Raw genomic sequence first — 24,568 nt, 5'->3', positions numbered from 1 at the left:
TTTCAGGATCTATGATCAAAGTATAACAGAATAGCTTTTTTTGGAAAGCAATAGCAGTAACACCTATTAAAGGTCGCCCGGCTTTCCAGTACAAGTCCTCGGTTCGTACCTCACCTGTGGGCTTTCCCCTGCAATCCGGTTTAGGTGGCGGAAGACATTGCTTCAAATTCTAGCGATCGCCCTCCTCAACAAAATCGAAAGATCTTCATCCTAATAAGTCATTAATATCTATTTTTATTCGAAAAGCAATGGCGGTAGACAGGTACCCAATTCTCTCACGACTCGTCATCCTGAACTTGTTTCAGGATCTATAATCAAAGTATAACAGAATAGCTTTTTTTTGGAAAGCAATAGCAGTAACACCTATTAAAGGTAGTCCGGCTTTCCGGTACAAGTCCTCGGTTCGTACCTCACCTGCGGGCTTTCCCCTGCAATCCGGTTTAGGTCGCGGAAGACATCGCATCAAATTCTAGCGATCGCCCTCCTGAGCGAAATCGAAAGATCTTCATCCTAATAAGTCATTAATATCTATTTTTATTCGAAAAGCAATGGCGGTAGACAGGTACCCAATTCTCTCACGACTCATCATCCTGAACTTGTTTCAGGATCTATAATCAAAGTATAACAGAATAGCTTTTTTTTGGAAAGCAATAGCTGTGGACATTATTAAAGGTAGCCCGGCTTTCCGGTATAAGTCCTCGGTTCGTACCTCACCTGTGGGCTTTTCCCTTCAATCCCGTTTAGGTGGCGCAAGACATTACATCAAATTCTAGCGATCGCCCTCCTGAACTTGTTTCTGGATCTTTGAAATTATAATAATAGGGATAATTTAATTTCAAGTTTAAACCGGTTAACCAACTTCTTACTAAATTTCCTTTTCTTTGCGGTAATGAAATCATCATGAGCAAACCACTCCCAATACTAAGATATGCTTATGATAGCTTCATCGCCTATAAAATCAAAAAAACTTGATGAAAAAATATTATCTGATTATTTTACTCGCGCTCGTTTCAGGAAATTCATTCGCACAAATGAAGCTGATCAGGAAAATGCTCTCGAACGAAAAAGATACTACACGTAAAGCCAGCTTTTTGCCCTTGCCGGCTTTTGGATATAGTCAGGAAACAGGATTTGAATTCGGCGTTGGGGCTATTTATTCTTTTTATGTAGACCGTAAAGATACACTGAACCGCAGCTCTAATTTCGCATTGAATACCACTTACTCTACCAAAAAGACAGCTAATTTTATGCTGAAGGGCGATATGTGGACTAAAGGAAACAAATACCACTTTATTGGCGATATCCGTTTTAAAAACCAGCCCTTTAATTTTTATGGTATCGGCAACAATGCCAAAAAGATCGATGAAGATAAATTAGACCAAAGGGTTTTTAAAACACTTTTCGATGCCGAAATGAATACTTTACCCAAGGCTTATACGGGTGTTTCATTGGGTTTTGAAAATTATCGTTTTATAGACAAGCAACCGGGAGGCATTTATTCCACTAACCCACAAATTTTAGATAAAGATGGTGGTTCGGTAGCCTGGATCGGTGCATCACAAAGTTACGATACCCGAAACAGCAACAATTACCCTACTAAAGGTTTTTTCGGAAGGGCAACCTATCAGTATGCGCCGGATTTTTTTGGGGGAGAAAGCTTCAGCGGCTCACAGGTTAAGCTCGATCTCCGTGGTTTCTTTAGTCTGGTACCAAAAGTGGTTTTAGGCGTTCAGGGCATTTATTATACCATCCAAAGTAAAAGCACGCCATTTTACTTATTACAACAGTTAGGCAACGACCAAATGATGCGTGGTTACTACAGTGGCCGCTACCGTGATGAAAACCTGATGGCGGCACAAGCTGAAATCCGTTACCGATTTATGAACCGGTTTGGAATCGTTGCTTTTGCAGGCACGGGTAAAGTATTTGCCAATAGCCAGTTTAATACCGATGGATTAAAACCAAATTTCGGTGTCGGTGGCCGTTACTTTTTCGATCCGGCTAAAGGTCTGAGCGTTAGGTTAGATTATGGTATAGGAGAAAAATTGCCAAATGAAAAACGTCAGGCCGGGTTTTATATTAGTTTAGCAGAAGCGTTTTAGGGGATGGGTGATGTAAGAGGGAAAAGGGATGATGGGCTTGATGCGATCATACACTCTTTTTGTCAATCCTGAGGGGCTGCGAGGAATCGTCATTCCCAACTTGATGGGAACCACGGAGTGCTCATGAATACCTTTGAAATAAGGGAAACTTATGAATAATCGTAATGCAAGTGCTTTAAGATTCCCGTCTGCGCGAGAATGACGGCCGTAATAATAGATTCTATCATTCTTAACGGAATTGAAAAATTTTAATAATAGATACACAACGGATCAACACAAATCTCTTACATCTTCCATAATTAATTATTTCTCCTCCGCTCCTCTTCATTCCCCAGCTTCCTATCCTGTTGTTTAATTTTCTCATTACCGAAATTATAACGGAAGGTAAGCCGTATCTGGCGGCTATCGTAATAGTTGTTGTATTCCTGCCTGATGTTATTAATGAGACTGCTATATCGATATTGGTTTGTTTTTAAAACATCACTAGCCGTAATCGCCAATTGTATTTTTTTATTAAGGAATAAAGTTTTAATCCCCAGATCGAGGTTATATTGACTTTTATTTTGATTCAATCCATCAATTGTTGGGAATTGGTACCAGAAACTGGCTTCGCCCAAAATGGTTTTAGATTGATTAAACACAAATTGATTGAGTGTAGAAAAATAAGCACCAAATCCGTTCAGGCTACTTTGGGTTTGCGTAATGCCAGAACGGGATATTGTATAAAAAATATCCGCTTGATTGATACTCTCCCACCACTTCAAAGGATTTAGCGTAATGGCATTGCTGAACTGGTAATGATATCCAGTAATAAAGTTCAGGGGTTTGGCGGCCTGAATATTTGTGCCAGCATCAATAAAATTGACATCATTAAAGCCGTTTGTGGTATGGCTAAAAGATAGTGTTGTGGTGAAGACATTATTGTAAGTATGAGAAATTTCGATATTGTCGTTATACGATGGCTGTAAAAAAGGATTTCCTTCGGTATAAACATATTGGTTGCTGTACCAGCGGAAAGGATTTAGTTTACGATAAGCAGGCCGGTTGATCCGGCGGCCATAATTAGCAGAAAAAGTGCTTTTGTTATTTACACGGTAACCGATGTAAAGCGTAGGAAAAAGCCTGAAATACTCACTCCGATTTTGTTCATTAACCGAAACGCCATCAATCTGGGTGTATTCTCCACGCAGTCCAGCCTGAAAATCCCAGCGCTTTAGACTTTTATTATAGTTAATGTAGAGGGCTTGTGTGTTTTCCTTATAATTAAAGAGATTGGTTTGGCCGGGTTCCAACTCATAAACCGTATTGCGCACTCTATAAAAAGCAAGATCACTCTCATTGTGGATAAAACTCAGTTTTGCACCAAAAGATAGTTTAAAGGTTTTATAAGGCAAATCTATATCAGCTTTTACGGTATATAAATCTATATTTTGCTTACTGGCGGATAGATATTCGGCAAAAGAATCCGGGAACATTATTCCATTTTGAAAATAACTGGTATTGTTAAAAAACCTTTCTTTATCATCGTTGTAATTAAACCAATCGCCATTTATAATCAGCTGTTTTCCTGTAGAATCTAAGGTTTTTTTAAAATAAACGTTGGCTGAGTGATAATGGGATCTGATTTTGGCATTGGCATCAGAATTCAGCACTGAATCTAAACTACCGGTTTTATTATAAACAGTGGTTTTAATATTTTCTTCAGAATGGAAGTTGGTTAAGCCACCGTTGTACGAAAATCCCAGTACCGTTTTTCTGGAAGCCTGGTAATCCATTCCGATCTGTCCACTGGGCACCGTCCTAAAATTCCGGTCTTTATTTACAATGTTCCAGGTTTGTGTCGGATAAAAAACATCACTCTGCTCAAAAGGAACCAGAGATCCTTTTCTGATATTAAAGTTTGTGGAAAGCGTAATCTTATTTTTCCGGTAACTCAAACTCCCACCTGCAGATACCGTTGGATGAATGGCTTTTGTAAAAGCGGTATTTATCGACCCCTTAAATCCTTCGGCAGCAACTTTCTTTAGTACAATATTGATCAAGCCATTATTTCCCTGTGCATCGTATTTTGCCGGGGGATTGGTAATCACTTCAATTTTGGCAACATTACCTGATGAGACCGACTTCAAATAATCCGACAGTTCATCAGCTGACAAAGGCACCAATTTATCATTAATCATAATATTAACAGCGCCGTTACCCGACAATGAAACCCTATCATTCAAAACCCTAACTCCCGGCACTTTAGAAAGCAGTTCCAAAGCATCTGTTCCGATGGCAGAAACACTGTTCTCCACATTAAAAACCGTCCGGTCGATCTGTTTTTCTATTAAACTTTTTCTGGCATTGATCTGGACATCAGCAAGCTTGTTTCGATTTTCCTGGAGCTGAATATTAATTACAGTATCTTTTGTTAAGGCAAGTAACTGGTTTACAGCTTTAAAATTGATTGAAGAGCAAATGATTGAATATTTCCCAGCTTGTAAATTGTTGAAATGGTACAATCCCAAACTATCTGTTTGGGTATAATTTACCTGTTTTGGTTTCATCACCGATATCAATACGATAATCTCCTTTTTTTAGATCAAACGTCATGAGGTCAGACTTTACCATAACGTTTTGTTTAGAATTTTTAAGCGATGCATTTTTGGCGATCATTTTATTGTTAGCCTGATCCAACTCAACATACCTGGCCTCTAACCTGCAATTGCTAATATCGATAACCGCATTTTCCATGTAAGAAACTTTATGCTTCACATCACCAGTCATTTTTTTGAAGGAAATGATTTTAGGTTCTACCGGTCCGGAAACTTTTGCTGCTTCGTTTTTTACTACAGCTACTTTCTGTTTCCCATCGTTAAAATAAAACCGGTTATAAAGTGCTTCATTTTTGATTATATATTTCTTAGGTTCAGAATACAGCACAATCATTTTATCGGTAGTGTAAGTATTCTTCGACACCAATTTTTCGCCAATAAACTTAACCAATACACGATCGCCAATTTTTAAATAGTTGTTAAGTATGTTTTGCGCCTTAAGATTTAAGTTGATGGTAAAAAGGCCATCATTCAGAACAATCTTTTCAATCTTCCCATTAACATTTTTCTCTATCGATTTAATTTTAGACGAGGCAGAACGGGCTTTATTGGCTTCGTATAAAAAGGCATGGTTTTCTATTTTCTGCTCGTAAATTAAACTTCCGGTTAAAGTGGTAACCTTTGTTGCACTATAAATTAGCCCATTCGTCTCCGCGATAACTTTACCACTTCTATCCGTTTTTTTAATATTAAAGCCTTTCCCTGATATATAAACAACAAGCTCATCGCCAACTTTAATCTTTTCTTTAAAAGTGTTGGCTTCAATCGGATAAACCTTTCCATTCGACAATAAATCGAATGTATAAAGACCTATAGTTTCTTTTTTGATGTTAAGGACTTTCCCCTTCAAGGCTCCTTCGTAAAGATCTTTCGAAGGTTTGCCTTCATCTTTTATATTTTGTGCATATACTACCTGTACGGCAAATAACCAGATTAACCCCAGGGCAACAGGAATTGCGAATAAGTAAGTTAATTTTTTCATCTTTTTTGATTTAGCGGTGAATAACATTTTTATCCTGTCTTTAATAGGGCTTTTCACAAAGTTGTGCATCAGTGGCGTATGGCTTTTGGTTATGGCCAGTTTTAATAAAAGGTTGGCATATGCCTCATTCCCATAATCTGTCGAAGTCATTTCATCTGCCTCATATTCATGCACCTGCTCCAAAGCTTTATCATATAGGTAAACGATAGGATTAAACCATAAAATAGATTTAAAAACCATTAACATCATTTTATCTATCGAATGGTATTGCCTGGTATGTACCTGTTCGTGTTTAAGCAGAACCGATAAATCTGTTGCGCTTAAATCCACATTATTTATAAATACATAGTTAAAGAAGGAGCAATTGGTAAAACCTTCGGTTTTGATAATCAACTTTAGCCCATAGCCATTTTTTGTATATCTATTAGTATGCTTAAGCAAGCTAAACAAACGCCAAAGGCAAACCAATAGTAAAAATAAAGCTGTAGTACCATAAACGTAATATAGCACCATCATCCAATTGAGTTTATGCTTTACCATTGGCTGGTACTCCATAACGGGCTGAATAAGCTGAGGTGCTTGATCAGTGGGTTTTATTTCAGGGATATTAACGGGAGCTTCAGTTTCTACCATTGTTATTTCCCGTTTAACTTCGAACTGTAAAACTGGAATAATAAAACTCAACATCATTGTAGCCAGCAAATAGAACCGATTGATTTTAAAGAAAGTAAACTTTCTTAAAACCAACATATAAAACCCAAAGAACAATGCCGTACAGGCCGAAACCTTTAATAGATAGATTAAAATCATGATTTCGAATTTTGGTTAATGATTTTCTTAATTTCTTCTATATCTTTTTCACTTAGTTTTTCCTCTTTTACCATAAATGATAACAGGCTGGTTGGAGAATTATTAAAATAGCCGGCAAACAGTTTAGAGAATGTAGTTTTGGCATATTCATCCTTTGTAATGGCCGGAAAATACTCGTATGTTTTCCCGTAAGCCTTATAATTAACATAGCCTTTCTTCTCTAAAAGCCTCACAATTGATGAAATGGTATTGTAAGGCGGTTTAGGTTCGTCTTCAAGTTCATCAATAATATCTTTCACAAATGCCTTCTGCAGTTTCCATAAAACCTGCATAATGCGCTCTTCTGCTTTGGTTAATTCTTCCATACTCAAATCTATAACTTACTTTCCAGTTTTGCAACTAAAAAACAAGTTATATTACTGAAAAGTCAGTTTAAAAACGTAAAACATTGGTATTCAATCAAATAAATTGATTTTCATACTCGTTTTAAAACGCACATCCGGTAGCTGGATGCAGATTTCTTCAATCTGCAGAAGGGAAAGCGGAACTGAAGTCCGCCAAAAGAAAAGAACTGCTCATTTCCTAATCCTAAATATTAATACTTTTTATTTGAAAACGAACGGCCTGTGGTTCTTGGCTCTTGTAGCCCTGCCATTCGCTTTACTTCGTTACACTACGTGTTCGCTGCTGTCAGGTTTATGATCGAATGGCTTGCGCCTGGCATGGAGCCAAAATATTTAACTGTTCTTTCTAAACCCCTGCCCGTTGCAGGCGGGCGATCGAAGCGGGATGCCGATTCTTTATCGGCAGAAGCGGAAGCGGGACTGAAGCCCGCCAAAAGAAAAAAACTGTTCATTTCCAAAAAACTACCTATTACTAAAGGATCATCAGCGGAGGCCAGACCAAACTTACGAAGTTCTCCTTCGCTCAGGTCTTTTTAAACTTCGTAAGTTTTCCCAGAAAGAAATTATTTGCTTAGCCCTGCCAGTGCATTAATGGTTAACGCTACAATAACGGTATTGAAAATAAAGGCAATTAAACTGTGCAGGAGGGAAAGGCGTCTGATCTCTCTATTCGAAATTTCAACATCCGAAACCTGGAAAGTCATGCCCAACACAAAAGAAAAGTAGGCAAAATCGATGAAATCAGGTTCATCATGGCCCGGGAACTCCAATCCCGCCCCACCCTTTTCTGATTTTCCTGTCCGTTTATCCCCATAATACAAATGGGCATAACGCATAGTAAAGGTAGTATGTACTAAAAACCAGGATAAAAACATGCCAAGTATGGCGATAACCAAATTAAGCGGTTCAATATCTTTATTAATAAGTAGTAAAACTACTGCAAGTAAGCCGGCAAAAGTAGAAACCACTACAACGGCAAAAATTTCGCCACGGGTTTCATCCTGCATTTTAGCCTTTAAATGCGTTTCAGCAGCAGAGGTATGAAAAAACATGTACCAATGCAGTGTATTGAGTACCAGGCAAAAAACATCCCACCCAAACATAATATGCGTAAGGGCATCCATTTTATAAAGAAACGAAAGCAGGTAAGCTGCAATACCAGAGAAAAAACTGATCAGCAAAACGAAGAGTGCCGATCGTTTTTGAATACCTGCTAGTTTCGGTTCCTGCATGGCTTTAAAACTTAAGTTTAAAATGTTCTTTAGCCTGACCCTTTCTAAAATATACCAATCCAATCCAAAACAAATCGATGGTTACGGTAACATCAGGGTGGTTTTTAATTTCGGCCCAGGCTTCTTTCATCCCTTCACTCCAATAAATATCGTCAAAAATAAGTAACGAATTTTCAGTTACCTTTGGCAGGCACCATTTAAAATAATTCAAGGTAGCATCTTTACGGTGGTTGCCATCAATATAAACAAAATCGAGGCTGGGTTGCTGCGCAATAATATCGGGCAAAATTAAATCAAAATTACCCACATGAAGTTCGATATTTTCTAAATTCAGGTCCTGGAAGTTTTTTCTGGCTACCTCTGCAGTTTGGGGACAGCCCTCTATCGTAACCACCTGTGTTTGGGCATCTGTTTTTGCTAAGTAAGCGGTTGTAATACCCAAACAGGTACCCAATTCGATTGCGCTTTTTGCTTTGGTATTTTTAGCCAACCGATAAATAAGCTTGGCTAATTTTGGGCTCTTTAATGCATTTTTGGCAATCTGACTAACTTTCTTTGTTCGGTTTTTATTCAGGTGGGAGCCCGCACCGAGGTCGGTAACGGTGATTACAGAATCGTCATTAAAAAGTTTTTTTCGCTGCTCCTCTATATTTTTGTATTCAGATTTGTCGTTTAAATCGTAAATTACCTCATCGGCGAGCTTGTACACAAATGGCGAATGCGTTCCATGCCTGCTCTTAGCTGTTAAACGGTGTTTAAGGTAATCTGTAATAAATTGAAATAACATAATATTGCAAAAGTAATTAAACGCCGCAAACGTATGTATGTTTTATGGAAAATATCGCAGAGATAAGTGCTTTAGTTAAATTATTGGACGATCCGGACGAGGAAGTGTACCAACATGTGGAAAAAAAACTGCTTGAATATGGTGGTGAAGTGATCCATTACCTGGAAAATGCATGGGAACAATCTTTCGATGGACTGATGCAGGAACGTATTGAAAACATTGTCCATCAAATCCAATTCAAAACGGTTAAAGAAGACCTAAGCCTTTGGTATTTAAGTGGTGCTTTTGATTTAATGCAAGGCGCTCTGATTATAAATCGTTATCAATATCCTGATCTGGATGAGCAAAAGGTAATTAACCAAATTGAAGAAATAAAAAGAGATATCTGGCTGGGCCTGCAGTATGAAATGAGTTCTGTTGAGAAGGTAAAACTGATCAACCATGTTTTATACCAGCAATATGGCTTTGGCGGAAACACCAAAAATCACCACGACCCGCAAAACTCCTACTTAAATCAGGTTTTAGAAAGTAAAAAAGGCAACCAGATTTCTTTAGCCATTATTTATTCTACCTTGGCGCAAAAGTTAGATCTGCCTGTGTATGGGATTAATTTACCGCAGCATTTCATTTTAGGCTATATTGATGATAGTAAGCAGGAGGGTTCTGAGTACGGTGTACTATTTTACATCAATGCTTTTAACAGGGGTAACATTTTTGGCAAACACGACGTAGATCAATTTTTGCGTCAGCTTAACTTAGAAGCGCTACCAGAGTATTATAAACCCTGCAGCAATACGGATATTATTCGCCGGGTAATTAGAAACCTGATTTCAGCTTACGAAAATGCTGGCGCAACAGAAAAAGTAGCTGAATTAAACGAACTCCAAAACATTTTAGCAGAAAAGCAGTCTTAAACAGTCAAGCCCTTGTATCCAAAAATCAGTAATCTACCTAGAATTTGCCTGATGGCTTTAATGCTTTCGGCTGGCAGCCTAAAAGCGCAAAAAACAGCCAAACCAAATGTTATTGCCTACTACACGGGTCAAGGCGCATCGGTTATTGATAGTTTCCCAATCGAAAAGATTAGTCATTTAATTTACAGCTTCGGCCATTTAAAGGGCGATAGCTTAAACATCACCTCAGCCAAAGATTCGGCTTTGATTTCTAAAATGGTCGAGATGAAAAAACGCAACCCTGCTTTAAAGGTTATGATTGCTATGGGTGGCTGGGGTGCCTGCGCTTCTTGTTCGGAAGTATTTGGCAGAAATGAAGGGCGAAAAACATTTGCCAAAACAACCAAAGCGCTTTTAGATTTTTTTAAGGCTGATGGCATAGATATCGATTGGGAATACCCGGCCGTATTGGGTTATCCCGGGCATCGGTATACGCCAGATGACAAACACAATTTTACTTTATTGATTAAAGAACTGAGAAATAAACTCGGTAAAAAAGCTGAAATTAGTTTCGCAGCAGGCGGCACAAAAAACTGCATTGACTCTTGCTTCGAATGGGATAAGGTAATGCCGTTGGTAAACCGGGTAAACGTAATGAGTTACGATCTGGTAGGTGGGTATGCAACGCAAAGCGGCCACCATACTCCTTTATATTCTACCCCACAACAAACTTTGTCTGCAGATTATGCAGTAAAAAATTTAATCGCTTTAGGTGTACCCGCACAAAAAATTGCTTTGGGAGCTGCATTTTATGCCCGTATTTTTGAAAACACCAGCGATGCAAACCACGGTTTAAACCAGCCATCGAAATTTGTAAACAGCATTGGCTATAAAGATTTCAACAATGAGTTTTCAACCGAAAATGGCTATACCTATTATTGGGATGAGATAGCCAAAGCGCCTTATTATTATAATCCAAAAACGCGGTATTTCGTCACTTTTGATGACCCTAAATCAATTGCATTAAAATCCAAATATGTAATTGATCAAAAATTAAATGGTATTATGTTTTGGGAATTAGCTAATGACACCTATAGTAACGGACTGCTAGATGTAATTGATAAAACGATAAAAGGTTATAAAGAACTCCCAAAGGTTACTACCCAATAATTTTGTGTCATACCTGCGCCTATTTCTTTACTTTTAGCATCCATCATGGCTTTACAGTGGCTTACACTAATTTTCCACGCATTGATGACCTGATCTACCTCAAGATATCCCCTGGCTAAATTTTCTGCCCTAAAATCGCCTTTATAACCTGCTTCTATTGCACGTTCGGCCGGAGTAACACCATTCGGAGATAAATGATCAAAATAGTTTTGTTCTGCCATATCTTTTGCATGCATTGTTGCTGCATTTTGCAACTGGTTATTTGACGATAAGCTGGGTACCGGGGCCATATATTCAGTTCCGCAATTACATCCGCTCTGCCTTAGCAGGTTAATCCTGCTAATCAATAAAGAAACATTATTTTCTGGCGTTGTTATTTCATCCTTTTTGCACTGCGTCAGTAAAACAAAGAGCAACATACCGCCAGATAAGATTAAATATTTGTTCATAATTTATTTATGATGCAAATGGAGGCAGCTGCAATGCTACCTCCATATTAATTTTTGTTTAAGCAACTAGAAAGCCCTTTCTCTACCCAGGTAAATATTTTTACCAGTATAAAAAGTATTGCCAGACGGACCAGGAGCGCCACTATCACCTTCCATTTGCATGTTGATGATTAGCCACATTGGTTTATTTACAGAATTACTCATGGTATGCTTGGCCACCCAAACATTATCAATGTAATAATGGCAATCTACATCAGTTGCACTTACTTTGTTGTACCAGCATTTATAATTGTGGTAAGAACCTGCATTAGAAACTGCTGTAAGTTTATTTTCCCAACCACCATCATAAGTGTTTTGCCAATTGGTATTATTGCCTTTAAACTCCATAATATCGCTTTCTGGCGGCCACGAATTAACGCCCGTAATCCAGAAGGCAGGCCAGGTGCCTTTACTAGTTGGCACAGCAAAATCTCCTGAAATGGTATAACTCGGGAACTGATCGTTAATGAGCACCTGTTGCTTGGCATGGCATGCGCCAGAGTTATACCAAATGGCCACATTGGTGAATCCGTTAGCTGTACTGTTTCCTGGCGATGAAGCCAAACGGGTAGCTTTAATGGTTAATACGCCTCCACTTAAAGAGATTTGATTATGGTTAGAAGAGCTCCCTACCATACGTGCCGAGCCATTATGATCGGTACCCCATGGATAATTATAATTCCATTGTGCCTCGAAATTAGCATAGTTCGCAAAAGAATTGCCATCAATTAAGGTTTCCCAGGCTTTCACCTGACCGCTTTCAGATTTAACATCGGACTTATCTTTTTTGCAAGATAAAAATCCGGTAAACAGACATACTAAGAGTATGCACCATTTCATTGTTTTTTTACTCATTTTTGTTGATTTAGGTAAATATTTGGTTAATTATATAGTAATCGCTTGATCTTAACCCAAAAAAACTGATATAAAATTATGTTTACGTTAAAAACAGCAAACTCTTTAATATTTAATATTTTCAGAAAGTTAAACTATATACAGATCAAAAACTACTTTAATGTATCCAAATATATACAAACCACATATTAATTATGAGGGGCTAAATCGTAAAAATAGGGTGGTAAATTGGGAGTTGTAGTGAATGCTGACAATGAATAATAGCCATATAAAAGCAAAAGCCTGACCATAAATTATGATCAGGCTTTTATTAAAGTTTATATCCTATTTGCAGTTATAAACTAAACTTAATGTGGTTATAGAGGTATCAGTTGCACTTCCACCATTATCAATATGTTTTTTGATCACGATTGATGTTGCATTTCCTTTATTATCAAAGGCATAAGTGTATTCATTTGTCTCTACATTAGACAGCATACTAGATATTGTAACCGTTTTTTTGAGTATGTTTTTAGATGCTTTTCCAAAATAGTTCCCTGGTACATAATCTACAATGGCAGCAAGTGGATCAGCCATCTGATATGTATTTACCGCCATCTCGCCCGAGTATTCATAAGTAATTGTCTCAACACTCCCATCTTCGGCATAGGTTACTTTCTCTTGTGTTAAATTATCACCGGTATAGCTAAGTTCAGCAGTTGAATTCAGAGTATTCCCTAAATAGCTTTTAACAACCGTTAAGTAACCATTAGCATTATAGGTATAGTTCCTGGTTGCACTTACCCCCGGAAAAAAATCAGACATATAACTGGAAACAGCTCTGCCATTTGCTATGGTAAGCTCTGTTTTTTCGCCATTTTCTAGCGTACCAGTAATTTTCGTAGTAGAATAGGTATAAGTCATGGTTTCCCCATCACTCGTTGCACTGATTAATTTACCAGATACATCGTAGTTATAGCTGATTTCAACTTCACCCAGTGCATCAAAGTCGGTTTTTAAACTCATTAACTTGCAGCCATTTCCATTAGGATCGGGCCTGGCATTCCAATTAATTTCTTTTTTACAGCCCACAATTGCAATGAATGCAACCAGGGCCACCATTACGTATTTGATTGTTTTTTGCATTAAAATTTCCGGTTAAGAGGTTAAAATCTCCGACAAAGGTATTAAAATTTCTCTTTTTTCAACCAGTTAGCCAATAAGTTAAACCAGTCTGCATCAGAAGTTTTGTTAATCAGGCCGAAACCATGACCACCTTTTTCGTATAGGTAAATATCAGTATCAATCTTATTTTTCTTTAATGCCTCATTCATCAGCACACTGTTTTCGTAGGGAACAGTTTGATCATCTTTAGCATGTACAAAAAAAACTGGCGGTGTTTTTTTATTTACATTTTCATTGGCTGAAAAATAATGTTTTAAACGATCGGCAGGATTTTGTCCCAATAAATTTTTCATGGTACCAGTATGTACCGATTCTTCGAAACTGATTACGGGATAAATTAAAGCAGCAAAATTTGGCCTCAGACTTACCTTTTCAGGGTTAGAAATTTTAAGATCATTATAATGGGTTACTAAAGTTGAAGCAAAATGTCCACCGGCAGAAAAACCCATAATCCCAATCTTTTTGGCCTTAATTCCATATTTTTTGGCTTTCTTTCTCACCAGGTAGATGGCTTGTTGTGCATCCTGTAGTGGCCCATAGGTTTTATCAACCATAATTTCATCGCTCGGCAAACGGTATTTTAACACGAAAGCAGTTACACCAATGGCATTAAAGCGTTTAGCTACATCAGTACCTTCGTGGCTAAAGGCCAGCGCACCATAACCACCACCCGGACAAATAATTACCGCCGTTCCTGTTGAGATTTCCTTTGGTGCAACAAAAACCGTCATAGTTGGTACCGATACTTTGGTAATACTTAACGTACCATTGTTGCGCACTTCGGTATGTTCTACATAAGTAGCCGGCGTAGGTTTTGCACCTGGAATTTCACCAGGATACAATGGAATTACTTCTTGAGCATTCGAATAGTTAATTGCCATGAACAATAACATGATAAGGATGGATGATTTTGCCATTTGTTTTAGATTAAAACTCCATTAAATATGCCTTTAAAAAATCGTTGATATCGCCATTTAACACTGCATCAGGATTAGAAGTCTGGTAATTGGTACGGTGATCTTTCACGCGCCTGTCATCCAAAACATAACTTCTGATTTGCGAACCCCACTCTATCTTTTTCTTCGATCCTTCTACAGCGGCAATGGCTTCGTTGCGCTTCCGTTCTTCGATTTCGAATAACTGGGATTTGAGCAAACGGATAGCATTTTCTTTGTTCTGTAATTGCGAACGCGATTCCTGGTTTTTAATGATAATACCTGATGGTTTGTGGTATAAACGCACTGCAGTTTCAACCTTGTTTACGTTTTGTCCACCGGCACCGCCAGCCCTGAATGTTTCAAATTCAATATCGGCTGGGTTGATATCAATCTGAATGGTATCATCAACCAAAGGATAAACATATACCGAAGCAAAAGAGGTATGTCGGCGGGCATTGGAATCAAAAGGCGATATCCTTACCAAACGGTGAACACCATTTTCGCCTTTGAGGTAGCCATAAGAGAAATCGCCATCGAATTGGAGCGTTACCGATTTTATCCCTGCAACCTCCCCTTCCTGGCTGTCTTGTTCGGTAATTTTGTATCCATTCTTTTCACCCCACATCATATACATCCGCATGAGCATGTAAGCCCAATCGCAGCTTTCAGTTCCTCCAGCCCCGGCAGTAATTTGTAATACTGCAGAAAGTTGATCTTCTTTGCTGCGCAGCATATTTTTAAGTTCGAGTTCTTCTACAGCAGTTTTGGCAATCTCGAACTGATCGTGAAGCTCAGCTTCTGAAGCATCGCCGGATTGAAAAAATTCAAACATCACCACCGCATCCTCAACCGCGCTGTTGGTTTGGTCAAAGCCATCCGTCCATTTTTTCTTTGAACTGATTTCGGCAAGAATTTTTTCTGCTTTTTTTGGATCATCCCAAAAATCGGGCGCCATGGTTAATTTTTCTTCTTCGCGAATGGCGTAAAGTAGCTCATCAACGTCAAAGATACCTCCTTAGAGACGTTACTCTGTCTCTTAAATCCTGAATTTGTTCTTTCGTCATGGAAACAAATATAGCAAATCGCTTTGAGCATAGCGCATGGCAGAAAGCGATTTCAATTAAAACTGACCCTTTATTGCTTGTTAACCAATTTTATTTCCTTTATTCACTCATCATGCATCATGACTAATAAACCAATGGCAAATGAACTCATGAACCACCCTTATTTTTTCATCGCCATATAATCTAACGTAAGATTGGAAAGCAATTTAACCCCTAATACAAAACCACTTTCATCAAGGTAAAAATCAGGTGTATGGTGCGATGCGGCTTTTAACGGGTCTTTGCCTTTTGGCATGCCCCCTAAAAACACAAATAAGCCAGGTACTTTTTCCTGAAAGAAAGAGAAATCTTCTGCGCCGGTAACAGGCGGTTTTAATTTTACATGATTAGAACCAGCAGTTGCCTGCATACTTGGCAACATTTTTTCGGTTAGTGCAATATTATTAAAGGTAACGGGATAATGGTTACTGTAAGGGATTTGCACTTCGGCTGTTGCGCCACCCGCCTCGGCCGTTTTGGTGGCAATGGTTTTTATACGCTCGATAAACATGGCCTCATCTTCTTTGCTGAAATTGCGGACAGTACCGAGCATTTCTACTTTTTCGGGTATAATGTTCGATCGTACACCACCATTAATGGCACCGATAGTAACCACACCCGGATTTTCAGTCACATTTAAATTGCGGCTGACAATGGTTTGCAGGTTATTGATAATCTGAGCCGAAACCACCACGGGATCAATACTGCTCCAGGGATAAGCCCCGTGCGCCTGCCTGCCGGTAACCGTAATTTTCATATCGTTTACGGCAGCCATGGTGCCACCCGGACGATAGGTTACATCGCCAACCTCGGTTTGTGAATTGATATGCAGACCAAAAATTACATCGACCCTCGGGTTTTCGAGTACGCCCTCTTTTATCATTAATGCAGCCCCACCTTCATCACCCGCAGGCACACCTTCTTCAGCGGGTTGAAAAATGAATTTTACCGTTCCCTGGATATCTTTTTGCATAGCGGCTAACACTTCTGCTACACCCATTAAAATAGCCACATGGCTATCGTGCCCACAGGCATGCATTACGCCAACTTCCTGACCATTATATTGGGTTTTCACTTTCGAGGCAAAAGGAACATCAACGCGCTCGGTAACAGGCAAACCATCCATATCAGCCCGCAGTGCCACAACAGGTCCGGGCTTTCCTCCTTTTAATATACCAACTACACCTGTTTTGGCTACGCCTGTTTTTACTTGTATACCTAAGGATTCTAAATGTTTTGCAACAATACCAGCTGTTCTTAATTCAGTATTTCCCAGTTCAGGATGTTCGTGAAAATCACGTCTCCAGGTAATTACTTTTTGTTCTATAGCATCTGCTTTCTTCGAGACTAATGGTCTTAAATCAGATTTTTGAGCAAAAGCATTTAATGCCAGTAGAGAAAAACCGATCAGGTATATTTTTTTCATAAGTTGGTAGTTTAGTTTAGGTATTCTAAGCTAAACAATTTTATGGAGAGATGGAATTGAAACACCAAACAGGTACTTCAAAAATTCTAAATAGCCAAATCAAAAGATTGAATTGTCATACAGAGTCTGTCGCAATGTCTGCCATAAATTAAAATTTCTTATTGATTTAGCACATTAAAAAGACCATTTTAAATTTTTGCTTTATTACTTTTACAAAAAAACAAAGATTATGTTACCTAAAATAAATTTCACAGAAACTGAGGCATACAAGTACTTAGCCGATCATTTTATCGATATTAATCAAAAAAGCATTAAGGATCTTTTTGCTGAAGATGCAGATCGTTTTAATAAGTTTTCTGTTTTTTTTGAGGATATCCTACTGGATTATAGCAAGAACCGCATCAGCGATGAAACATTAGCACTATTAATTCAATTGGCGCGCGAGTGTAAATTAGACGAAGCCATAAAATCAATGTACAATGGCGACAAGATTAATGAAACTGAAGACCGTTCTGTACTTCACATTGCCTTACGCAATTTAAGCAATACCCCAATTTTAGTTGATGGCAAAGATGTGATGCCCGAAGTAAATGCAGTACTGGCTAAAATGGAGAAATTTAGCAACAGCATCATCAGCGGCGAGTGGAAAGGTTATACAGGCAAAGCCATCACCGATGTAGTGAATATTGGTATTGGCGGATCGGATTTGGGACCCGTTATGGTTACAGAAGCTTTAAAACACTATAAAAATCATTTAAATATTCACTTTGTTTCGAATATTGATGGTACACACATCGCCGAAACACTGGCAGGTTTAAATGCTGAAACAACATTATTCCTGGTCGCATCGAAAACTTTTACCACACAAGAAACCATGACGAATGCACACTCTGCCCGTAGCTGGTTTTTAGAAAAAGGTGGCAAAGAAAGTGATATTGCCAAACACTTTGCCGCATTATCTACCAATGCAAAAGATGTTTCTGCTTTTGGTATAGATACGGAAAACATGTTCGAATTTTGGGATTGGGTTGGCGGTCGTTATTCTTTATGGAGCGCTATCGGCTTGTCTATTTCGTTAAGTATAGGCTTCGACAATTTTAAACAACTACTGGCCGGTGCACACGCAACTGATAACCACTTCAAAACTGCAGAATTTGAAAGTAACCTGCCTGTAATTTTGGGTTTATTAGGCGTTTGGTATATCAATTTCTACAATGCAGAAACACAGGTTATTTTACCTTACGACCAATATATGCACCGTTTTGCTGCGTATTTCCAGCAAGGCGATATGGAAAGTAATGGCAAACATGTTGATAGAAATGGTAATGAGGTTGATTATGAAACCGGACCGATTATCTGGGGCGAACCAGGCACAAATGGCCAACATGCCTTTTATCAATTAATTCATCAGGGCACCCGGATTATTCCTGCTGATTTTATTGCGCCGGCACAAAGCTTAAATCCATTGGGCGATCATCACCCTATCTTATTATCGAATTTCTTTGCACAAACTGAAGCCTTGATGAACGGTAAAACCGAAGAAGAAGTAACAGCCGAATTAAAGAAAGAAGGTAAATCTGATTCAGAAATTGAAAAAATTGCTCCATTTAAAGTTTTTGAAGGCAATCGCCCAACAAACTCCATATTATTAAAAAAAGTAACTCCCTATACTTTAGGCAGCTTAGTAGCCATTTACGAACATAAAATATTTGTTCAGGGGATTATATGGAATATCTTTAGTTTCGATCAATGGGGAGTGGAACTTGGCAAACAACTGGCCAAAAAAATTCTTCCCGAACTGGAAGGCGGCGAAAAGGTTGCGAGCCACGATAGCTCTACCAACGGCTTAATTAACCAATATAAAGCCTGGAGATAAAATAGAAAAGCGGGTGTAATGCTCGCTTTTTCCGCTTTTAATCCTATAATGATCGTTGTTCACAGAAGTGAAAGTCCAAATTAGCTCCTTAATTTGCCTCAACTCAATCTACGTTAACCCCACAAATTACTTAGCTTCTTAAGCTTTAATTAAAGATATTAAAGTTAATCTGCCCTTAAAAACAGAAGATTTCATTTATCGTTTATCACTAAAGCCGTTCTGATGTAAAATCGGATCGGCTTTTTTTATTTTTTTTCAGGCAACCATTCCTCATCAAGCCACGTAACCGTTAAGATTTCACTAGAAATCGCATAACCATGATGAATACAAAAACGGTTATGTTTTTAAATAAACAGAACATAAATTAAAAACTGCTCACGCCACAAATTTCAATTGCACTGCAAGCGAACATGAGGATATAAGAAATGAATTCAGCATTAACTTTAATTAAACATCTATGAAAAAACAAAATGTAATCTTTTCATTAGCCGCAATTACGGCGCTACTTTTTGCCTGTTCTAAAAGACAAGCGGAAGAATTAAAACCAGCAGCCCCTACGGGGCCAACAGCGGTAACCACTGCGAATGTAACCTACTCAAATTTTGCAGGTGCACTTTTTCAAACCAAATGCAACAGCTGCCATGGTCCAAACGGCGCGCTCAAATCCGTATGGTTATTTAATGGCCTGGCCTCTATAAAAAATGATACGCGCGTAGCGAATGCTGTTCTGGTTACCAAAACAATGCCTAAAGGCGGATCCCTAACGACCAGTGAAAGAGAGTTATTACAAGCCTGGGTTGATAAAGGTATGCCAGAATAACAAATAAACATTAACGCTAAATCAAGATGTTTCCATTAAAAATTAAACAAAACACCGATGCAAAAACTATTTTTCACCTTAATAGCCTTGTTATTATGTACAGGTATAAAAGCGCAGATCTGGGTAAGTAAAAGCGTAACTTCTTCATTTTTCTCTTCAACACCTGTAGAAGATATCGATGCACAGAGTAAAACAGGTGCTTCGGCACTTAATACCAAAACCAATGATATCATTTTCAAAATCAACAATACTTCTTTTCAGTTTAAGAAAAAACTAATGCAGGAGCATTTTAACGAAAATTATATGGAAAGCGATAAGTTCCCAACTTCTGATTTTAAAGGGAAAATTATAGAACAGATCGATTTTTCAAAGCCTGGTACTTATCCGGTTACGGTTAAGGGTAACCTGCAGATCCATGGCATAACAAAAGAATATACAACAAAAGGATCGCTGGTAATTGCCGGCAATGAGGTGAAAGCTACGTCTACATTTAATGTAAAACTGGCCGATCATGATATCAAAATCCCGACGATCGTTTTTAAGCAAATTGCAGAAATCATACAGGTAAAAGTGACCGCTATTTATCAATCCAAAAAATAAAATTATGAAATTACATCTAAAATCTTTCCTATATCTATCTGTTACCCTCCTGCCTAGTTTGGCTTTTGCTCAAGACTCGCTGGAGAAAGCACTGCAGATGCCCACTGAAAAAAAGAATGTACAGGCTACATTTAAAGCCACTAAACTCATCAATATCCAAACCAACGAAACCATTTATAAAAATGAACTGGATTTTAGGGTAGATCATCGCTTTGGTGATATTGCAGGCAGTGCAGGTGGCACCAAAAACTTTTTTGGACTGGATCAGTCGACAGATATCCGCATTGGTTTTGAATACGGGATTAGCGATAGGCTTTCCGTAGGTTTAGCAAGGGCTAAAGGAGCAGGTGTAGTAACACAGCTTTACGAAGGAAACTTAAAATACCGTTTGCTGGAGCAAACCGCTGATGATAAAATACCTGTAGCGGTAACTTTATTCGGTAGTACTACCATTTCAGCTGCAAAAGCTTCAACAGACCCTACCGCTGCAAATGCATTTGGTAAATTCCAGGATCGCTTAACCTATGTGGCGCAGGCGGTGATTGCACGTAAGTTTAACTCAAACTTTTCAATGCTGATCATGCCGTCGTATATACACCGCAATTTTACTGTCTTTGGTGATCAGAACGATATGCTTGCCTTATCCGTTGGTGGACGCATCAAAATCACCAAACGCATGGCTTTTGTAGCAGATTATACCATTCCATTCAGGGATAAAAACAAAGAAGCCTATCTAGAAAGCACGTTGGGAACAAAATACTATAAAACGCTTGGTGCCGGACTTGAGTTTGAAACGGGTGGGCATATTTTTCACCTTAATTTCACCAATGCAACCGCCATTCAGGAATCGCAGTTTATTACCGACACCAATACTTCCTGGCTTAAAGGGCAATACCGTTGGGGCTTCAGTATAGCACGCAGGTTTTCTCTTGATAAGAAAAAAGCGAAATAGATCAGGATTTAACCAAAATTTATCCGCTTAATGTTTCAGGAAACAAGCTGACCGCAACGGCCTAAGCTTTTAATTTTAAGGAAAAGCAGTATCTTAACGGGTACTGCTTTTTATGATCAAACTGTTACGTTTTGCCCTTTAACATCAAAGGCATCGCGTAACCCTATTGCAAGTACATTAAAGGCATAAACCGTAAACATAATGGCTAAACCGGGTAAAACAGCGAGGTATGCTGCATCCATTATAATATAACCATAATGCTCTTTAATCATGCTTCCCCAACTTGGCATAGGTGGCTGTGCACCAAAGCCCAAAAAGCTTAACCCTGTTTCCAGCAATATGGCCGATGCAAAGTTAGATGAAGCCACAACCAATATTGGTCCGGCAATATTGGGCAATATATGCTTGATAATGGTTCTGGCTGTACCAAAACCCAGCGCCCTTGCCGCTTCTACAAATTCTACTTCTTTTAAAGCCATCACTTGTCCGCGTACCAGTCTGGCCACATCTACCCAGGTTGATAAACCTACAGCAATAAATATCTGCCAAAAGCCTTTCCCTAAGGCAAATGATATGGCAATAACGAGCAGTAGTGATGGTAGCGACCAAACCACATTCATAAACCAACTTATAGAAGCATCTATCCTGCCGCCAAAATAACCTGCAATGGCGCCCAAAGTCACTCCGATAAAAAGTGAGATAAGAACCGCCATTAAACCTACGGATAACGAAACACGGATACCTAAAATCAATCGGCTTAATAAATCCCGGCCATAAATATCAGTTCCTAAAATATAGGTGCGTGTATAGATATTATTTTCTGCGAAGAGCGCTTGTGGCGTTCCTATTTTTGATGGCAAAACGCAACTAGGGCATAAATCTTTTAATCCGTATACAGTTTCTTTGGCCTTTTCGTCATCTCCAATATATTCCTGAACAAAAACGGTATCACCTTTTATCTGGTAAGATGTGATTGGGATGCTTTTAAAAGTAGGCGTTTGTCCATTGAGCATCTGCTCGAAAAAGTTAACTTTTTCTACTTTGGGGTTCTGGCTGGTGATTAAAAAAGTAAAGGTACTGCCAGGTTTCTTTTTGTTTAACTGAAGCGTTTGGACATTTGCATTCGGAGAATCATCCGGCATAATCAAATAGCCCAAAATGCCCATCAGCATCAATAGTAAGATAAAAATCAACCCGCCAAAGGCCAACTTGTTCCGCTTAAATTTTAACCATACTTTTTTTGATGGGCTATTATCCATTATCTAACTATTCTGCCTTTCCAATTGTATTTACCACTGTTTCCGGCAATGCCGATATACACCATATAAATTACATGAAGCACATTTAAAACAGGTATCAAAATGAGTAAACTCCGCCTCTTGGCAAAGCCTGTTACATCCCATAAAAATAGTGTTTCTAAAACCATTTTAACCAATAATTGATAAAATGCGATGGCTAAAAACCCAGGAATAAAAATTCCGGCAATAAAATTTGCGAGAATAGAAAGGTTAAAGATCCAAATCAGCACCCCTAAAACAATTATGGCCTTATTTTTATAACGGGTACTCTTCGAAGCCCAGCGTTTACGCTGTTGAATAAATCCGCCCAGGGTTTCTTTTGCATGGGTGTACACAATAGCTTCCCTATTTTTGAGGAAACCGATCTGATCTGGATATTTAGCTGCAATTTTATGCAACAGTAGCTCATCATCGCCAGATGCCAGATCATCTATACCTTGAAAGCCGCCAACTTCATAAAAGGTTGTTTTCTCGTAAGCCAAATTTGCACCGTTACAAGTTGATGGTTGTTTGTTTCCAATGGTAGAAGCCCCTAAACCAATCAGATAAAGAAATTCTAACGATTGTAAGCGCTCAAAGAAACTCTTCTCCTGAAAATAAGCAACGGGCGAAGAAATCATTTTATAGTTTTTCTCTTCATACAGATTTACAATCGTAGCTAACCAATTAGGCCCCATCCTGCAATCAGCGTCGGTGGTAATAATTAAATCGCCGGAGCAGGTGCCGATAGCTGTTTGTATTGCTTTTTTCTTATATGAATTTAATGCCCGATCTTCATTTAACTTGATTAGTTTTACATTACGGTTGGCATAACTTAACACAATTTCTGCTGTCCTATCTGTCGAATGGTCGTCAATAATGATAATCTCCGTTAAAGCTTTAGGATATTGCTGGGCAATCAGGTCGTCAATTGTTTTATTGATATTCTCTTCCTCATCCCTTGCAGCAACAATAATAGAAACTTTGGTCTGAGGATCAGATTTTTGCGGCGTAAAATAGATGAGGTTATGCCACCCTCTGATAAAATTAAGCACCAAAAAACCATAAATTAAGGTTAGCGCAGCAGAAAATAAACTAGTTAGATTTAAGACTTCCAAAAAAATTGAGTTTAAAAACGAAATAAGTGCCTAAGATAGCAGGAATTATAATATTAATAAGCCAAATACTGGCAGTACATGCAATAACCGCCACATGCTGGTCCGTTACATGTTTAAATAGTTCAACCGCAGTAACACTCCTAATACCTACATCGAAAAGATCTAATGAAGGTAATGCCGACTGTACCAAAAATAGCAAACAGATCATCATTACAATATCTGCATAATGCAAGCCAGGCACCAGCCAAACAAAAAGAATAAAATATTGCGAACTGAATATCAGGTAACGGGCAAAACAGTAGGTAATAACTTTAAAGAGTTCTCTTTTTCGGTACCTGGCCAAAATGCTATAAAATTTCTTATATTTTCTAGTGAATTGGAAGGATAACAAAATCCCGTTCAACCAGCGGATATTAAAGTAAAAGACCAGAAAAAAAAGACAAAAAATTATTGCAAAAAAAACCAAAGCAATAAATACTACCCTATCAATCGGTACAAAGCGGTATAAGAAAAAACAGGCTGCGATGGCTCCAAAAACGTTGGTAAGCACCAATTGACCGATGCTGCCCACACTCATGGCTACTATACCAACAATTCTCCTCCGAGGGGAAAGGAAAAATACGCGACCGCCATATTCCCCCAGTCTATTGGGCGTAAAAATAGCAAGCGTTAAACCACAGAAAACAGATTCGATAGCCCTGTAAAAACTGATCGGTTCGATATGACTCATCAGGTATTTCCATTTGCCTGCCTCTAAAAACCAGTTGACAAACATCAGCAGCACTACTATTCCAATTACCGTAATAATTTCTACCTGAGGGATCCCCGTTATCAAGGTACTGAAATCGTGAAGGTTTTTATTGGCAACAAGTTTATGGTAAATAAACCAAAAGGCAAATATTACAATTGCAACTTTGATAAAAATCGATAATATTTTCTTTTGCCTACCTGTCAAGATGCTCCTTTTATTTGCA

General features: G+C 38.5%; 21 protein-coding genes. 7 read left to right on the top strand and 14 right to left on the bottom strand.

Features of this window, described 5'->3' with window-relative positions; translation table 11 throughout:
- The first annotated feature begins 971 nt into the window (after nt 1-971).
- Nucleotides 972-2,102: a BamA/TamA family outer membrane protein gene (locus BLR60_RS07630; protein WP_090498404.1), complete on the top strand. Its 1,131-nt coding sequence runs from the start codon at nt 972-974 to the stop codon at nt 2,100-2,102.
- 299 nt (nt 2,103-2,401) lie between these two features.
- On the opposite strand, the gene BLR60_RS07625 is transcribed toward BLR60_RS07630, so the two are convergent.
- The 5 genes from BLR60_RS07625 to BLR60_RS07600 form a co-directional block, all read right to left on the bottom strand.
- Nucleotides 2,402-4,651: an outer membrane beta-barrel family protein gene (locus tag BLR60_RS07625; protein ID WP_090498402.1), complete on the bottom strand. Its 2,250-nt coding sequence runs from the start codon at nt 4,649-4,651 to the stop codon at nt 2,402-2,404.
- On the bottom strand, nt 4,614-6,491 hold the full coding sequence (locus tag BLR60_RS07620) for a M56 family metallopeptidase (RefSeq protein ID WP_090498400.1): 1,878 nt from the start codon (nt 6,489-6,491) through the stop codon (nt 4,614-4,616). Before BLR60_RS07620 ends, BLR60_RS07625 begins: the two co-directional genes overlap by 38 nt.
- Complete coding sequence (locus tag BLR60_RS07615; RefSeq protein ID WP_090498397.1) at nt 6,488-6,856, bottom strand: BlaI/MecI/CopY family transcriptional regulator; 369 nt, start codon at nt 6,854-6,856, stop codon at nt 6,488-6,490. The genes BLR60_RS07620 and BLR60_RS07615 overlap by 4 nt, the downstream gene beginning before the upstream one ends.
- A 602-nt stretch (nt 6,857-7,458) precedes the next feature.
- Nucleotides 7,459-8,127: a DUF1345 domain-containing protein gene (locus BLR60_RS07605; protein WP_090498393.1), complete on the bottom strand. Its 669-nt coding sequence runs from the start codon at nt 8,125-8,127 to the stop codon at nt 7,459-7,461.
- Nucleotides 8,128-8,131: 4 nt separating this feature from the next.
- Nucleotides 8,132-8,914: an O-methyltransferase gene (locus BLR60_RS07600; RefSeq protein WP_090498391.1), complete on the bottom strand. Its 783-nt coding sequence runs from the start codon at nt 8,912-8,914 to the stop codon at nt 8,132-8,134.
- 44 nt (nt 8,915-8,958) lie between these two features.
- Between BLR60_RS07600 and BLR60_RS07595 the strand changes: the two genes are divergently transcribed.
- Both BLR60_RS07595 and BLR60_RS07590 read left to right on the top strand, forming a co-directional pair.
- Complete coding sequence (locus BLR60_RS07595) at nt 8,959-9,828, top strand: transglutaminase-like domain-containing protein (protein WP_090498389.1); 870 nt, start codon at nt 8,959-8,961, stop codon at nt 9,826-9,828.
- Between the two features lie 51 nt (nt 9,829-9,879).
- The gene (locus tag BLR60_RS07590) at nt 9,880-10,977 is read left to right on the top strand and encodes a glycoside hydrolase family 18 protein (protein ID WP_090498387.1); all 1,098 of its coding nucleotides are present in this window, start codon (nt 9,880-9,882) and stop codon (nt 10,975-10,977) included.
- On the opposite strand, the gene BLR60_RS07585 is transcribed toward BLR60_RS07590, so the two are convergent.
- From BLR60_RS07585 to BLR60_RS07560, 6 genes are all read right to left on the bottom strand, one after another.
- Entirely contained in the window at nt 10,944-11,426 is a 483-nt protein-coding gene (locus tag BLR60_RS07585) for a CAP domain-containing protein (protein ID WP_090498385.1), read from the bottom strand. The two genes, BLR60_RS07590 and BLR60_RS07585, sit on opposite strands and share 34 nt — an antisense overlap.
- Nucleotides 11,427-11,492: 66 nt before the next feature.
- Nucleotides 11,493-12,320, bottom strand: coding sequence for a glycoside hydrolase family 16 protein (locus BLR60_RS07580; protein WP_208600592.1), 828 nt, complete (start codon nt 12,318-12,320; stop codon nt 11,493-11,495).
- 324 nt (nt 12,321-12,644) lie between these two features.
- Nucleotides 12,645-13,445 carry a DUF4595 domain-containing protein gene (locus tag BLR60_RS07575; RefSeq protein ID WP_090498383.1) on the bottom strand — a complete coding sequence of 267 codons (801 nt, stop codon included), beginning with the start codon at nt 13,443-13,445 and terminating at the stop codon, nt 12,645-12,647.
- Nucleotides 13,446-13,486: 41 nt separating this feature from the next.
- A complete protein-coding gene (locus tag BLR60_RS07570) occupies nt 13,487-14,401 on the bottom strand; it encodes an alpha/beta hydrolase (RefSeq protein WP_090498381.1) in 915 nt (304 codons plus the stop codon).
- Between the two features lie 10 nt (nt 14,402-14,411).
- Nucleotides 14,412-15,486 (bottom strand): peptide chain release factor 2 gene (prfB, locus tag BLR60_RS07565; protein WP_143009041.1). Its coding sequence is split into 2 segments (ribosomal slippage): nt 14,412-15,425 and nt 15,427-15,486, totalling 1,074 coding nucleotides; the frame shifts between segments, so codons are not numbered across the junction.
- Nucleotides 15,487-15,646: 160 nt separating this feature from the next.
- Nucleotides 15,647-16,951: an amidohydrolase gene (locus BLR60_RS07560; protein WP_090498378.1), complete on the bottom strand. Its 1,305-nt coding sequence runs from the start codon at nt 16,949-16,951 to the stop codon at nt 15,647-15,649.
- A gap of 229 nt (nt 16,952-17,180) precedes the next feature.
- On the opposite strand from BLR60_RS07560, the gene pgi reads away from it, so the two are divergent.
- The 4 genes from pgi (at nt 17,181) to BLR60_RS07540 (ending at nt 21,199) form a co-directional block, all read left to right on the top strand.
- On the top strand, nt 17,181-18,827 hold the full coding sequence (gene pgi / locus BLR60_RS07555) for a glucose-6-phosphate isomerase (protein WP_090498376.1): 1,647 nt from the start codon (nt 17,181-17,183) through the stop codon (nt 18,825-18,827).
- Between the two features lie 457 nt (nt 18,828-19,284).
- The gene (locus tag BLR60_RS07550) at nt 19,285-19,647 is read left to right on the top strand and encodes a hypothetical protein (RefSeq protein WP_090498374.1); all 363 of its coding nucleotides are present in this window, start codon (nt 19,285-19,287) and stop codon (nt 19,645-19,647) included.
- Nucleotides 19,648-19,704: 57 nt separating this feature from the next.
- Nucleotides 19,705-20,247: a YceI family protein gene (locus BLR60_RS07545; protein WP_090498372.1), complete on the top strand. Its 543-nt coding sequence runs from the start codon at nt 19,705-19,707 to the stop codon at nt 20,245-20,247.
- A 4-nt stretch (nt 20,248-20,251) separates the two neighbouring features.
- On the top strand, nt 20,252-21,199 hold the full coding sequence (locus BLR60_RS07540; RefSeq protein WP_090498370.1) for a DUF5777 family beta-barrel protein: 948 nt from the start codon (nt 20,252-20,254) through the stop codon (nt 21,197-21,199).
- A 116-nt stretch (nt 21,200-21,315) separates the two neighbouring features.
- On the opposite strand, the gene BLR60_RS07535 is transcribed toward BLR60_RS07540, so the two are convergent.
- The 3 genes from BLR60_RS07535 to BLR60_RS07525 are packed head-to-tail and all read right to left on the bottom strand — an operon-like array spanning nt 21,316 to nt 24,549.
- On the bottom strand, nt 21,316-22,458 hold the full coding sequence (locus BLR60_RS07535; protein ID WP_090498368.1) for an ABC transporter permease: 1,143 nt from the start codon (nt 22,456-22,458) through the stop codon (nt 21,316-21,318).
- Nucleotides 22,458-23,594, bottom strand: a complete 1,137-nt coding sequence (locus tag BLR60_RS07530) for a glycosyltransferase family 2 protein (RefSeq protein WP_090498366.1) — start codon at nt 23,592-23,594, stop codon at nt 22,458-22,460. The genes BLR60_RS07535 and BLR60_RS07530 overlap by 1 nt, the downstream gene beginning before the upstream one ends.
- On the bottom strand, nt 23,572-24,549 hold the full coding sequence (locus BLR60_RS07525; RefSeq protein ID WP_090498364.1) for a lysylphosphatidylglycerol synthase domain-containing protein: 978 nt from the start codon (nt 24,547-24,549) through the stop codon (nt 23,572-23,574). The genes BLR60_RS07530 and BLR60_RS07525 overlap by 23 nt, the downstream gene beginning before the upstream one ends.
- Between the last annotated feature and the right edge of the window lie 19 nt (nt 24,550-24,568).

The sequence above is a fragment of the Pedobacter terrae genome (assembly GCF_900100705.1).
Lineage (GTDB): Bacteria > Bacteroidota > Bacteroidia > Sphingobacteriales > Sphingobacteriaceae > Pedobacter > Pedobacter terrae.
The sequence above is the reverse complement of the archived record's forward strand: the minus strand, read 5'-3'. Positions and strand labels throughout refer to the sequence as shown.

Bases quoted from the DNA above. Each gene is read 5' to 3' on its own strand.
- BLR60_RS07630 (WP_090498404.1), top strand. From the start codon at position 972: ATGAAAAAATATTATCTGATTATTTTACTCGCGCTCGTTTCAGGAAAT.
- BLR60_RS07625 (WP_090498402.1), bottom strand. From the start codon at position 4,651: ATGAAACCAAAACAGGTAAATTATACCCAAACAGATAGTTTGGGATTG.
- BLR60_RS07620 (WP_090498400.1), bottom strand. From the start codon at position 6,491: ATGATTTTAATCTATCTATTAAAGGTTTCGGCCTGTACGGCATTGTTC.
- BLR60_RS07615 (WP_090498397.1), bottom strand. From the start codon at position 6,856: ATGGAAGAATTAACCAAAGCAGAAGAGCGCATTATGCAGGTTTTATGG.
- BLR60_RS07605 (WP_090498393.1), bottom strand. From the start codon at position 8,127: ATGCAGGAACCGAAACTAGCAGGTATTCAAAAACGATCGGCACTCTTC.
- BLR60_RS07600 (WP_090498391.1), bottom strand. From the start codon at position 8,914: ATGTTATTTCAATTTATTACAGATTACCTTAAACACCGTTTAACAGCT.
- BLR60_RS07595 (WP_090498389.1), top strand. From the start codon at position 8,959: ATGGAAAATATCGCAGAGATAAGTGCTTTAGTTAAATTATTGGACGAT.
- BLR60_RS07590 (WP_090498387.1), top strand. From the start codon at position 9,880: ATGGCTTTAATGCTTTCGGCTGGCAGCCTAAAAGCGCAAAAAACAGCC.
- BLR60_RS07585 (WP_090498385.1), bottom strand. From the start codon at position 11,426: ATGAACAAATATTTAATCTTATCTGGCGGTATGTTGCTCTTTGTTTTA.
- BLR60_RS07580 (WP_208600592.1), bottom strand. From the start codon at position 12,320: ATGAGTAAAAAAACAATGAAATGGTGCATACTCTTAGTATGTCTGTTT.
- BLR60_RS07575 (WP_090498383.1), bottom strand. From the start codon at position 13,445: ATGCAAAAAACAATCAAATACGTAATGGTGGCCCTGGTTGCATTCATT.
- BLR60_RS07570 (WP_090498381.1), bottom strand. From the start codon at position 14,401: ATGGCAAAATCATCCATCCTTATCATGTTATTGTTCATGGCAATTAAC.
- BLR60_RS07560 (WP_090498378.1), bottom strand. From the start codon at position 16,951: ATGAAAAAAATATACCTGATCGGTTTTTCTCTACTGGCATTAAATGCT.
- pgi (WP_090498376.1), top strand. From the start codon at position 17,181: ATGTTACCTAAAATAAATTTCACAGAAACTGAGGCATACAAGTACTTA.
- BLR60_RS07550 (WP_090498374.1), top strand. From the start codon at position 19,285: ATGAAAAAACAAAATGTAATCTTTTCATTAGCCGCAATTACGGCGCTA.
- BLR60_RS07545 (WP_090498372.1), top strand. From the start codon at position 19,705: ATGCAAAAACTATTTTTCACCTTAATAGCCTTGTTATTATGTACAGGT.
- BLR60_RS07540 (WP_090498370.1), top strand. From the start codon at position 20,252: ATGAAATTACATCTAAAATCTTTCCTATATCTATCTGTTACCCTCCTG.
- BLR60_RS07535 (WP_090498368.1), bottom strand. From the start codon at position 22,458: ATGGATAATAGCCCATCAAAAAAAGTATGGTTAAAATTTAAGCGGAAC.